The organism is Amycolatopsis sp. WAC 04182, assembly GCF_003947465.1.
GTDB lineage: Bacteria > Actinomycetota > Actinomycetes > Mycobacteriales > Pseudonocardiaceae > Amycolatopsis.
Genome location: NZ_QHJJ01000001.1, coordinates 1,320,071 through 1,332,647 on the forward strand (window position 1 = coordinate 1,320,071; position 12,577 = coordinate 1,332,647).

At 62.0% G+C, this 12,577-nt stretch carries 6 protein-coding genes; 1 reads left to right on the forward strand and 5 read right to left on the reverse strand.

Annotation, left to right across the window (positions count from 1 at the left end):
* Positions 1–58 precede the first annotated feature (58 nt).
* Genes DMH01_RS06635 through DMH01_RS06650 form a run of 4 tightly spaced genes read right to left on the reverse strand, consistent with a single transcriptional unit; the run spans position 59 to position 8,125 of the window.
* Positions 59–3,199, reverse strand: coding sequence for a type I restriction endonuclease subunit R (locus DMH01_RS06635; protein WP_125674168.1), 3,141 nt, complete (start codon positions 3,197–3,199; stop codon positions 59–61).
* The gene (locus DMH01_RS06640; RefSeq protein WP_125674169.1) at positions 3,196–4,461 is read right to left on the reverse strand and encodes a restriction endonuclease subunit S; all 1,266 of its coding nucleotides are present in this window, start codon (positions 4,459–4,461) and stop codon (positions 3,196–3,198) included. Before DMH01_RS06640 ends, DMH01_RS06635 begins: the two co-directional genes overlap by 4 nt.
* Complete coding sequence (locus DMH01_RS06645) at positions 4,458–6,404, reverse strand: class I SAM-dependent DNA methyltransferase (protein WP_125674170.1); 1,947 nt, start codon at positions 6,402–6,404, stop codon at positions 4,458–4,460. Before DMH01_RS06645 ends, DMH01_RS06640 begins: the two co-directional genes overlap by 4 nt.
* Positions 6,405–6,427: 23 nt before the next feature.
* Positions 6,428–8,125 carry an N-6 DNA methylase gene (locus tag DMH01_RS06650; RefSeq protein ID WP_125674171.1) on the reverse strand — a complete coding sequence of 566 codons (1,698 nt, stop codon included), beginning with the start codon at positions 8,123–8,125 and terminating at the stop codon, positions 6,428–6,430.
* A 195-nt stretch (positions 8,126–8,320) separates the two neighbouring features.
* On the opposite strand from DMH01_RS06650, the gene DMH01_RS06655 reads away from it, so the two are divergent.
* The gene (locus DMH01_RS06655; RefSeq protein ID WP_125674172.1) at positions 8,321–10,060 is read left to right on the forward strand and encodes a DUF6119 family protein; all 1,740 of its coding nucleotides are present in this window, start codon (positions 8,321–8,323) and stop codon (positions 10,058–10,060) included.
* A 293-nt stretch (positions 10,061–10,353) separates the two neighbouring features.
* Here DMH01_RS06655 and DMH01_RS06660 read toward each other — a convergent pair whose 3' ends face one another.
* Complete coding sequence (locus DMH01_RS06660) at positions 10,354–12,492, reverse strand: AIPR family protein (RefSeq protein WP_125674173.1); 2,139 nt, start codon at positions 12,490–12,492, stop codon at positions 10,354–10,356.
* Positions 12,493–12,577 lie beyond the last annotated feature (85 nt).

Consider the following 12,577-nt stretch of genomic DNA (forward strand, 5'->3'; position numbering starts at 1 on the left):
CCTTCGACCACACCCACCCCCTCCCTCCAAAGATCAGTCTCGTCGTCGGCCGTTCTCGTTACACGATCGTGTGCCCACCAGTCTCCTTGCGCATCTCGGCGCGCAACCGCTCCAGCGCCTCATCCCTGGCTGGCTCGGTGATGATCCGATAGGCACGCTTGCGCGCTGCCTCCTTGATCGCCTTGCGGAACTCGTTGTTGTCGAAGTAGAGCTTCATGAAGTCCGTGTTGCGCTCGGCGTTCTCGGCGACGATGTCATCCAGCCGGTCGTCAGCGACCTGCCCGAACCGGGCCTCGTCGTTCATCAGGGCGATCTGCTGCATCCCCGTGTCCTCGACAAGGTTGACGACCTGTTGATAGACGAGGATCTCGTCGGACGTGCCGAGATCCAGCCCGAACCGCTCGTTCAGCTCTTCGATGACCTCAGACAACGGCTTGACGTCAGGCTCGCGGTAGCCACCGCCGTCGGCGGCATGACCGCGCACGTCACGGTCGCCGATGGCCGACAGCGACACGTTATGCCGTCCGGTGAACTCCAGACGGAAGTGGCTGAGGTCTGCATCGCCGATGTCGACCGATGTCGACGGTCTACCCGGCAGGCGGATCAGCAGCACCCGGCCATACTGGTATAGGCGCTCCAGGTCGCGGTCGCCCCAGTCGACGATCTGCGCGATGAGGCTGTAGGCGCGCACGTAGTCCTGCAGCGCGCTACGAAAGCCTTCCCGTTCGTCGTCCGACTCCATCGCCTCGAAACGATCCAACGCGGGCTTCAAGTACTCGTGCAGCTCGGCGTGTAGCTTGCGCTCCGCGGCATCCGGCATCCGGCCCGGTCCTGCCGCGGCAAGGACACGGACGAACGCCTCCATCTCCGACGCCACGAGCAACGCAAAGTCCATCACTTCCCGCTGCTTGGAGTAGAGCAGGTTCGGATCAGTGGGCTCGGTGATCGTGGTCTCGAACCAGTCCTCGAACGCCTCCTGAATGTCGGCAGCTGTGTTGACGAAGTCGAGGATGTGTACATCCTCCTGCGACTTCAGAGGGTGGGTCCGGTTGAGCCGGGACAGAGTCTGCACCGCCGCGACACCGGTCAACGGCTTGTCGACGTACATCGCGCACAGCAACGGCTGATCGAACCCGGTCTGGTACTTCTCGGCAACGACCAGCAGCCTGTACTCGTCCTGGTTACGCGCAACTGCTTGAGGATCGTCGGCCTTGGTGTAGCCGAATCGGTCGGGCAGTTGCCCCTCCGGGAACCCGTTGAGCTGAGCCTCCGTGAAGTCCAACTGCGTCTTGTCGTCCTTCAACTGTCCGGAGAACGCGACGAGCGTGCCGCAGTCGGTGAACCCGCGAAGATCGACGTAGTTCCGGATCGCCTGATATAAGTCGAGAGCGTGCTGTCGTCCACCGGTCACGACCATTGCCTTGGCTCGGCCACCGAGACGGCCGGAGATATTCTCGCGGAAGTCGTCGACGATCAACCGTGCCTTTTGCTCCAACGACTTCGGGTGCTGCTCGGCGAAGCGGACCAGTTTGGCCCGCGCCTTGCCTGCGTCGACCTCGGGGTTCGAGATACGGGATTCAGCTTGCTCGACCGCGGCTTCCCGCAGTCGCCACTTGGTGTCGTAGGTGATGTAGTTGGCCAGCACGTCGAGGATGTAGCCCTCCTCGATCGCCTGCCGCATCGAGTAGATGTGGAAGGGCACGTGCATACCCTGCTCGCCAGTGCGCGGGTTCACTCGTTCCGGGTCGAAGGTGCCGAAAAGCTTCAAGGTCGCGGACTTCGGGGTCGCGGTGAACGCGAAGTACGACAGGTTCGGCTGTTTGCCTCGCACCCGCGTCATGTACTCGACATCGTCCTCGTCCTCAAGCCGCGTCGCATTAGAGCCAAGTGCCTGTTTGAGACGAATCGCCGAGTCACCGCCCTGAGACGAGTGCGCCTCGTCGATGATCACCGCATAGCGCTTGCCCGTCAGCCCCATTTCAGCGATCTTCTTCAGCACGAACGGATACATCTGCAACGTGCTGATGACGATCTTCGATGTCTCGTCGTCGAGCGCCTTGGCCAGCTGCGCGGAGTCCTCGTCGATCTTCTTCACCACGCCGGGCGTGTGGTCGAACTGGAAGATCGTCTTCTGCAGCTGCCGGTCGAGCACCACCCGGTCGGTGATCACAATGGTCTTGTGGAACACTGGCTGATTGTTCGCATCGAACAGGTTCGACAGTCGATGTGACAACCACGAGATCGTGTTCGACTTGCCCGAGCCAGCGGAGTGCTGGATCAGGTAGTTGTGCCCGGCGCCGTTGGCCCGCGCGTGAGCGATCATCTTCTGCACCGCGTCCCACTGGTGGTAGCGCGGGAAGATGCGCGGCGCGGTGTGCTGGTTGAGCTTCACGCCCTTCTTGTCCGGCGCGGTCACGTGGATGAACCGCTGAAGGAGCTCCAGCCAGTTGTCCCGCTGCCAGATCTGCTCCCACAGATACGCCGCACTGTAGGAGCCGGGGCGCGCAGGCTGATTGCCGGCGCCTCCGGACACTCCTGGACCGTTCGAGCCGGTGTTGAAAGGCAGGAACTGTGTGTCGCTGCCCCGCAGGCGCGTGGCGATGAACGCGCGGTCCGGGTCGACAGCGAAGTGGACAAGCGTGCGCTTGGCGAAGAAGAGTTCGTTCGGATCGCGACGACGGTATTGAGCGATGGCATTGTCGACGTTCTGGCCGGTGTTCGGGTTCTTCAGTTCAACGGTCGCCACGGGAAGGCCGTTGACGAACATTGCCATGTCGACCGATAGCAACGGATCACGCGCGCTGTAATGCAACTGCCGGGAAACCGTCAGCACATTGGCCCGATATCCGTCGAGCGCGTCAATGGCAAGGGTGTGGCCTGGGCGGAAGTAGGCCAGGTCGATGTGCACGCCCCGGTCTCGAACGCCTTGGCGCAGCACGTCTAACACTCCACGCGCGTCGATCTCGGCGGCCACTCGTTGGGCGAACTGGCGTTGCGCGGTCGACTGGTCGCCACCGTAAAGATCGGTGAGCCGATCCCAGCTCTTTATCTGCGTCGCACCGATGAACTGATACATCGCGCCGGTGTCAAAGCCGAGCTCGGGGCGGAACGTACCTTCCGAGCGTTCCCAGCCGTATGCGAGCAGCTCGGACTCAACATGAGCCTCGAAGGCATACTCGGAGTGTGCTCCAGGGCTCATACAGCGACACCTTCTGACGTAGACAGGCTCCGCGCGGTAGTGACATCAATTTGTCCAGTAACAGCAGCAGTAATCAGGGCTTGGCGACGTTCGGTAAGGAGCTCAAGCTGCAGTGCAAGTGTGTTCTTGGAATTTCGCACAGCATTCTGAACGACACTGAGATCGTCGACGATATGAGACTGTTGGAACAGTGGCACATCAGGTAGTGGCAATTTTACAACCGTGGCAGTTGGCAGGTTGTTCGCCATGCCGTCCGCTCCCGAGATTCCAAGCTTAATCTTTTCGCGAGCTTGATGCGTCCTGAGCATCAGGGCAACGAAATGAGGGGTCATTCGAGTGCGATCCATCCGCAAGCGGTAGATTTTGTCGCAGAGAAGCATTCGTGACGAAAAATCTTCGGGTATTATGCCAATGCTGCCGATCAAGTCGACTGATCCACTCGCCCTGGACATGAGCAGATCGCCGGGGTGGAGTCGATAACGAATCTCAGGTTCGACACCTACTGGCAGTGCCTTGTGTTGCGTCACGTCGAAGATCCCTCCGTTGACGCATCCGGCCTTGACAACACCCCACTCGCCTTCTACTGCTGGGCGATCCTCGCACTGAGGTGACCACCCCTGCTCGATCTTCTGAAGCACGTGACGAACCCTCACGTCTCCGTATCGCTTGCTCAGATCTTTGGCAACCTGCGACAGGTGGCTCTGAAGGTGTGCGTCAAGTCCATTAAGCTGACGATTGCGGAGTTTGGTTAGTGTATCAATTCGAGACGTTTCGACATCAAGAAAGTCGGCGATCCGGTGCTGCTCCTCGAAAGGCGGAAGGTTTACGGCAATATTTGCGTATCGTTCGGCATTAAAATTTTGAATGGTGGATGAAACGGCATCCGATTCAATGTTTGCCTGAAATCCCGACGAGGCTGCAACGTATGCCAGGAAGCGTGGCTCCGTGCCTGGACGAGGGCGGAACCGTACGAGGTAGCCTGCATAGGTGCTTGATTCTTCGAGCTCACCCAATAGCATTGAACGGCCGATGGTTCCGCTGCGGGACAGTAAGAGGTCGCCAACCTGGAGCGTGTGGCGCACATTCAGATGTTTATCAATATAAACGGCGCTTTCGCGCGAGCGCAGCTGTCCAAGCTCGTTGATATCGGAAGTGCGAATGAGTCGATGGCCACTTGGTGTATAGTCCTGCGCTGACACATTGATCCCGTATTGTCCTGCATCGACACAGAGGTGCTTGAGACGCTTCTTCGCCCACTTCATCGTGTCACCTCACCCAGCAGCTTCTGAATCTGTGCCTCGATTTCGCGCAGTTCGGCGTCGATTTCCACCAGAGGGCGTGGTGGGATGTAGGTGTAGAAGTGGCGGGTAAAGGGGATTTCGTAGCCGATCTTCGTTTTGTCGTAGTCGATCCAGGCTTCCGGGACATGGGGCGTCACCTCGCGGGTGAAGTAGGCGTCGATGTCCTCGTCCAGCGGGATGTTCTCGTAGTCGCGTAGGTCGGGATCCGGCAGGACCGTTCCATCCTTGGCCTTCTGCGCTTCACCCTCGGGGTCGGACACCGAGATTGCACCCCAGAAGGCCTTGACTACAGCTGCTGCGGTTGGCCAGAGTGCACCGGCATCCACCACAGCCTTGTGCAGCGTGTTGGCGGCTTCCTTCTTCGTCCACCACACCGTGCCGGTCAGCCCGCGCACTGCTTCGATCAGGGCTTCACGGCCATCCCACTTGGCGAGGCCCTTCGCAGTTTTTAGTGCGGCGAGGGTGTCTTCGGTGATCTCGAAGCGGAGCTTGAGCGGGCGTTCGACGGTGATGCGGTGGTAGCCGAAGTCTCGTGTGCCGAAGATCTTCACTTTGGCGTGGTCGGGATGCTCCGGGTCTGCTGCCACAGTCAAGGCGTCGACGTACAACTCGGTGATGTGTTTGATCTGCGTGTCGCTAATGCGCTTGCGCTTGTCGCCGAGGGACTTGCGCATCTTGTCCCACTGGTCGCGGACGTCAAGCAGGATGACCTTGCCTCGCAGTTGCTTGGCCTTGCGATTGGACAGGATCCAAAAGTACGTGGAGATGCCTGTGTTGTAGAACAGCTGGTCCGGCAGGGCGACGATGCCCTCCAAGAGGTCGTTCTCCAGGATCCACTGGCGAATCTTGGACTCACCTGACTCGGCAGCCCCGGTAAACAACGGGGAGCCGTTGAAGACGATCGCCAGCCTGGCACCCTTGCCCTCGACCGGTTCCATCTTCGAGATCATGTGTTGGAGAAAAAGAAACGACCCGTCGTTGATCCTAGGCAGGCCGGCGCCGAATCGGCCGGCGTGGCCGAGTTCGGCCTCGTTCTCGACGAAGTGCTTGACCTTCTTCCACTCCACGCCGAAGGGTGGGTTCGCCAGCATGTAGTCGAACTTGCGGTCAGCAAAGCCGTCGTCGCTAAAGGAGTTTCCAAAGTGGATGTTGCCGCGGTGGTTGCTCATGAGCATGTCGGACTGGCACACCGCCCACGATTCCGCGTTGATCTCCTGGCCGAACAGGTATACCTCGGCCTTGGGGTTGATCGATTTGATGTGGTCCTCGGCTGCTGTGAGCATTCCACCGGTGCCGCAAGCCGGGTCTAGGATGTTGATGACCTGGCCCTCGCCGGCCACGGTGTCCGCGTCCGGGGCGATCAGCAGGTTGACCATCAGTTCAATGACCTCACGCGGGGTGAAGTGTTCACCGGCGGTCTCGTTGGAGTCTTCCGCGAACTTGCGGATCAGGTGCTCAAAGACGTAACCCATATCGTGGTTAGTGAGCTTGTCTAGGTCGCGCATCGCGGCGAACTCGCCGAGCACCTGGTAGAGGACCTTGGCGCTCGCAAGCCTGGTGATCTCGTTGTCCAGGTCGAAGCGGGCGAGGATCTCGCGGACGTTCGCGCTGAAGCCGTTGATGTAGTCCCGCAGGTTTTTGGCCACGTTGGTTGCATCGGCGGCAATCGTGGTGAAGTCCTGCTCGGACGTGTTGTAGAACGGCAGCTTCGCGGCGATTTCCAGCAGCCGCTGTTTGTTCTGCACATCGAGCGCGGCGTTACGATCGCGGACGGCTTGGCGAGTCGGGGCCATGACCGCGTCGAGGCGGCGCATCAGGGTGAAGGGCAGGATTACCTGGCCGTACTCGTGGCGTTTGTAGTCGCCGCGCAGCAGATCGGCTACCGACCAGATGTCGTTCGCCATCTTGGCGTGCGTGGGTCCGGAGGTCACGGCTGATTCGTCTCACTTTCGGTCATGGCAGGGTCGTTGGTCTTCTGTGTGTTCGGTGTTAGTGAGCCGCTAGTCAAGCCGTGCACCGTCTGCGCGATCACGCTTGTGCTCACCTTCGCTAGCGCGCCGAGCATGATGTCCAGTTCGTCCAGGTGACGAAAGGCGTTACCGTATCGACGCTGCTCCGCCAGGGACATGCGAGGAATCCGACAGCGTCGGAGGTCGTCGCGGCTGAGCGCGCCGAGTGTGTTGGCGATCGGTAATGCGGCAGCGTCAGCACGCAGGAACACGGCGACGAAGTGCGGGTCCAGACGGCTGGTGTCCAGCTCGACGACTTGTGCGATTCCGGTGTCGTCGGCGGATGTGCCGGTAGCGACGACAGGTGGTCGCCCCAGAGTCCGCACTAGCAGGTCACCTTGGCGTGGGGTGGTGTCCCTGGAGCGGATCCTTAAGGCGCCGCTTCGCTCCAATTCGCCAAGCGTCACTGAGCTCAGGGCGGATGCACGTCCTGCGGCGAACCGCGGGAGTGTTTGGGCCGCTTGTACGTAGAGCGCCTGCAAGCGATCAGTGGCGTGGGCGAGGTCGTTAGCCGTGACCTCGGAACGGATGGTCATGTGGTCAGAAGGCAGCAGCTCGCAACCGGGATCAAGTAGGTCGCTACGCGGGATCGCTTGGGCGATCGCCGGATCGGGGCTGCTGAACAACAGTTCCCAGCTATCAGGGTCGTGCGGCACGTCGGCCGGGTTCACATGAGACAAATCGATCATGTCTACCGCGGTCGAGGGCGTGTCGCGCAGGCGTTGCAGAATCCAGAGATGCAGCCCTGTACCCGGGAGGGGACTCAGCTCTTTCGGCAGCGAGATCACGTCACGTAGTGCTCCTGACTTCACGAGCGCCGCGCGGATCGGTTGCCCGGACGGTTGCACGGCTGCCCTCGGAGTCATCGCGACAACGGCGGTTCCTCCGCGGCGCAAGTGCGCATAGCAGTGCTGAATCCACGCCAGCTCACCGTCTCGGGGTCCCGGAATGCCGAAGACCCAGCGCGGATCGTCGATCAACTCGTCCGCCGGCCATCGCGGCACGTCAAGCGGGGGAAGGCACACTACGGCTGCTGCGGTTCCTAGGTACTCACTGAGCTGGTTGTCCAGGAGGGAGTCACCGACGCGAATGGGCTCGTACGAGAGATTCTGGGGATGCCCACGCAAGCTGAGTGCAGCCTCGGCGGCGGCCGCCTCGCTGGCGCCCTGACCGGCGAGGTGGACACGGTTTCCGAACCTGTCCGCGGCGGCCACCAGCACGCTGCCATCTCGGCAGTAGGGGTCGAGCAGGGTCAGTGGTTCGGACTCGGCTTGGTCCTCCCAATCCGGGATCAGCGACACCATCACCCTGACGAGCAGCTGGTCTTGAGAGAAATCCGCGATCCCGGCGTCGCGGATCTGCCTCGCCGCCGCACGATCAAGCACCTGAGTACCTGTCGCGGTTCGGCCTGCCGTCGCGAGCTGGTTGGCCTTCCCCGTTGCCACGAGCCATGCCTCGACCTCGGCCCGCGAGAACAGGGGACTCTTGCCGGTCTCGCTGATTGGTTCGGGAAAGTCCTGGTAGCGGGCCCGCCAGTTGGATACAGCGGCGCGTCCGACGCCAGCCAGCCGGGCGATCGCGGCGGCAGTCATCACGTCGTCCTGGGCGGCGGTCACTCGCTTGACCGTACAAGAGGGGACCACCCGAAGCAAGCAGTCGTGAACATCTATGCCCACGTTCACAGTTTGTGAACACTGTTGACGATGTTCACAAACTGCCCTACGGTCTATGTCGCCCGGGAGAGCCGCCACGAACCCGAATGCGCTCTCACGCCGACAAAGCGCTGCCCGGCGCCATACCAGAGGATCGATATGACCGACGCGAACGTGACCGCCGAGCGCGCTGATGCCCGCACGAAGTTCCCTCTCACCCGCAAGACCTCGCTCTACAGGTTGCGGGAGGCCGGAGAGACGGGTGAAGAGGATCTCCGTGCGTTCGTCTTACCGCGCTACCTCGACCGCGAGGGCTTCACCACCCGTGTGGTTGACGGGGAAGGGCTCCGCGGTCTGCTCGTCTCCGGCACCATCGCCCCCGGCCCCGCGGACTGGTGCGAGGTGCTGAGCATCCTGTCCGGCCACCTCGTGGCCGAGGCGAACCAGACGGCCCTCGGCCTGCTTGTCGTACGGACCCACGCGGCAACCTACGGCCTGACCTACGGCATGGGGCATCTGATGATCGATCCGGCTCGGATCGATCCGGGGTTCGGCATTGACTTCGCCGTTCGCTGCCTGACTGAGGAGCGCATCACCAAGGTCCGCCGGCAGCTAATGGACGCCCGCGGTCGCACAGACGAGAACTCCGCGACCGGCGGCGAGCACATCCGAGGCTTCGGCATCGAGCAGTTCGGCGAAATCGTCAGCCAGATCTCCGGACAGATCACCGGGGTACCGCTCACCTTCACCAGGGACGGCAAACGAACCGCCCACGTCACTGGGACCGACCGCTCGATCAAGATCCATCTCGGCAGCACTCCCGCGTCGCTCCTGCACGACATCCGGCAGGTCGAGGAGGTGTGTGCTCGCCCGAATCCACTTTCGGAGTTCGAGTTCATCGCCCAGGTGCGCCCGCTCGCCCCGAAGTCCCAGAGGGCACAGCACCTGGATACGCACCTCGATGTCATGCTCGGCGAGGTCGACAAGAACCGTGTTGGGCTCGCCGTGCCCAGCGAGTGCCGCGATCGGTACGAGTTCGCGGAGTCGTTCAAGGTCTCAATCGCCGGCAACGTGCAGCAGATGACCGAGTTGGACGTTGACGACCTCGTCGCAGCGGTTCGGCACCGGCCAGACGCCAGCCGCTTGCAGACTCTCCGTGAGGGACGTATCGAGATGTTCGCCGACACCGACGGCGCTGATCGACTCAGCCGCAAGGTGCCCGCCGACCACTGGCTCACCGCCGAAGTGTCCGATGACGTCGTCCACCACTTCTACTGGCAGGGCCGGTGGTACGAGATCGGCGCCAACTACCTGACCGTCATCGAGCAGAGGATCGCCGAGCTGCTGGCTCAGCCCGTCAGCGTCGTCCTGCCGCCATGGACGAAGGGCGACGGCCATGACGAAGGCTGGTACAACGAGCAGATCGCCAAGCAGGACAGTTACGTGCTGCTCGACAAGGACACCGTCCGCACGAAGCGCCTGCGCGGCGGCGGACTCGAACTCGGCGACGTGCTCGGGCCGAACGGTCAGTTCATCTGTGTCAAGAAGGCGGAGAAGACGGCGGCTCTCAACCACCTCTTCGCACAGGGCCGGGTGGCGATCGAGACCCTGCGCTACGACCGTGAGGCTCGGGCGAAATTCCTCGACAAACTGGGCCACCTGGCACCTGGTCATCCGCTGGACCCAGCGCTCAGTTCGCCGACGCTCGTCTACGCCATCCTGCTCAAGGACGGAGTGCCGCTAACCTCGCAGTCCCTGTTCGCCTTCGCCAAAGTGTCCTTGCTGCACGCGGCCACAGCGCTCCAGGGCATGGGAGTCTGCGTGGAGATCGCTCCCATCTCGCGGACTCGCAGCACAGGCGCAGCTGACGGCCAGGTCAAGAAGCTGGCCGTCGACTAAAGTCGGCCTGGCCTGACCGTCACCGCATATCGCCGCGAAGCGGTGTCCGCACGTGGAAAGCACATTTGCGAGCCGATCGAATCGGACGGTGTTGGATGCCTTGATCGCAGAATCGGCCAAGCGGGAGCGCGGTAGGCGCCTACCTGCGGATCCTGTTGGCTCATCACAACGATGGTTCCAAGCAAATCGATCGGGGCTGTGCTCCGCTCATATTAGCGCCGACCTCGTCGACACGCGCGAGAGGGCAGTCCGAAATGCGGAAATGAGGAAATCAATACTCCGGGGTGCTCAGGTTAGGCGGTCAGGTCCGGCTCGGTCGCTTCTTCGGCTTCCTGCAAGCGTAGGGCCAGCGCCCATAAGCTTTCGTCACCGTTGACTAGCCACCGAGTAGTGCCCTGGTTCGCGACGGGTTGCCTCTTCCAGTCGGCGAGCTGCCACATTTCCCGAATCAGACCGGACGGAGAGTGCTGCCGTTGGTCGGCTTCCCACAGGATTGGCTTTGTGCGGCTGTTGACCCAGGTCGCCCGGCTGCGACGTGGGTCCTCGGCGAGCCATTCGGCGAGCGCCACCTGCTCAGTGTTGACTGAGCTGTAGTAGACCAGTGGAGTGCCCTCGGCGATCGCGTGCGCGTCAACGAGGTATGGGACGGTGTTCGGGCGGCGCGGCTTACGTTCAGACTTAGCTCGCGTGTACTCGGCCGGCGGTGTCGGGGGGGTCTTTCCCGTTTCCGCAGAGGCCAATGTGAGGAGGCTCAGATGTCGTGTCTGCTCGGGGTTCGCGAGAAGGGTGCGTATCTGCGTGTCCGCGCCATATTCGGCGTCGGCGTGATGGATGAGCCACGGCACGAGCGCGGCGACTGTGTCCGCAACGCGCGGCAAGATCTCGTCCTCCCATGGGTAATTGTGCTCGTCGATCAGCGATACGCCAAGGTGTTTCAAAACCAAGTGGGCGATCAGATACTCACTGTGTTGTGCCACAGCAGCGGCTCTGCCCTCTCGCTGCGAGCGCGTTGCGTGCAGGGCTTTGCGCACAGCGCGCACAGCGATGACAGCTCTCCAGACCTGCAGGGCTGAGGGACGCGGGTCGAATAGCACATCGTATGCGCCGCGTTCGCCGCGTTCCCAAAGCGGATCGAGTGAGCGGGCAAGGCGGGCGGAGTAATCAGCTGCCGGATGCAGGCAGGCGAGTGCGGCAGCGGCCTCCACGATCGAGCAGCCGGCCTCAGGCGAGGGATCAGGGGCGCCGCGCTTGATCGTGTATTGTTTATTCAGGTCAGCGGCGAAGTCTTCGCGGATCTCGCTCTGCACCGGGTCAAGCGCAATGAAGTCGCGGGCCTCCACGCTGTTCTGCAGGTTGGTCGCCTTCGTGACGTCCTCGGCGAACCCGGTGGCCCCGTTGGTCGCGATGACCCGGACACCGACTTTCGCCTGCGCTGTAATCTCCGGGTGCGTGCGCATCGCCTCTGCGATCGCGTTGACGGTTTGGGCGCCGTTGACGACACTTGCGTTCACGGCGGTCAAATGCATCGGCGAATTGTGCGCGAACTGCATCGAGCCTGGCCGGGCCTCGATGCTTTCACACAGCACGGTGATGCCATTATTGCGGTACCAGAAGTTGCCCGGCTCAGTGATCAGTGACTGCACTATCCCACTGTTTGTCCGCGTCGAACCGAGCGGGTCGCGGATGTTTGCACGGAACAGGCCCGCGCCATACTGCGCTGACCACGCAGCGACATCCTCGACTCGCACCGAGCCCTGAAATGAGGAGTGCAGTCCGTCGTGCTGATGCCATGGGGTTAGCGTTACATGCAGAGTGATCGGTTCGGGTTCGCGGTCCTTGCGGACCTGCCGACTAAAATCCTGGGCGTGCAAAAAGCAATACTTCAGCCGGGGTCCATGCTGGTTGAACCGCTCCATCGCATCGTCAAGAATCCGTATCACGTTGGGACCGGGAGCAGCTGTACCCATCAGCGCGATCACAAGGGTGACCGGCGCATTGCCCTCGACCATCAGAACGGACGCTGCCTCCCCGAGAGCCTCACCGCGCGCGTTGAACTCGCTGAACCGCTCACGATCGAGATAGTCCAGGCCGCTGACCAGTTCCCTCGCTGCCTCCCGATCGATCTTCGCTGCACCGATATCGCTCCACTTCGCCTGGACCAGATAGACGTGCGGCGGTTGCTTGCGTAGCGCGATTCCGTCGATGCCTTGATCGGCTATACCATCTATGACGAAACCGCCAGCCGTGACCGGATCCACTCCCGCGACGATCCGCACGGCCAGTGCCGTCAGCGCACGCGAAAGCAGTCGTTGCTCCGCGCCCGCCACACCGTACTGCTGAAGGTCGCCAGCGTAAACGTGGCTGGTGTAGTCGCGCTCCAGCGCCGCTCGTACTTGGCGCGCGTGACGCCGTGCGTCCCCGTCGACAGTCATCCTTCAGATTCCCCTATCCGACGATCAGTGGATCGTGAGTGTAGTAGAATCGGGGTGACCGTGCGCAGCAGGAATGATCATCGCC

What these genes read in the sequence shown, in the direction of transcription:
- DMH01_RS06635 (WP_125674168.1), bottom strand. Translation starts at nt 3,199, where the DNA reads ATGAGCCCTGGAGCACACTCCGAGTATGCCTTCGAGGCTCATGTTGAG.
- DMH01_RS06640 (WP_125674169.1), bottom strand. Translation starts at nt 4,461, where the DNA reads ATGAAGTGGGCGAAGAAGCGTCTCAAGCACCTCTGTGTCGATGCAGGA.
- DMH01_RS06645 (WP_125674170.1), bottom strand. Translation starts at nt 6,404, where the DNA reads ATGGCGAACGACATCTGGTCGGTAGCCGATCTGCTGCGCGGCGACTAC.
- DMH01_RS06655 (WP_125674172.1), top strand. Translation starts at nt 8,321, where the DNA reads ATGACCGACGCGAACGTGACCGCCGAGCGCGCTGATGCCCGCACGAAG.
- DMH01_RS06660 (WP_125674173.1), bottom strand. Translation starts at nt 12,492, where the DNA reads ATGACTGTCGACGGGGACGCACGGCGTCACGCGCGCCAAGTACGAGCG.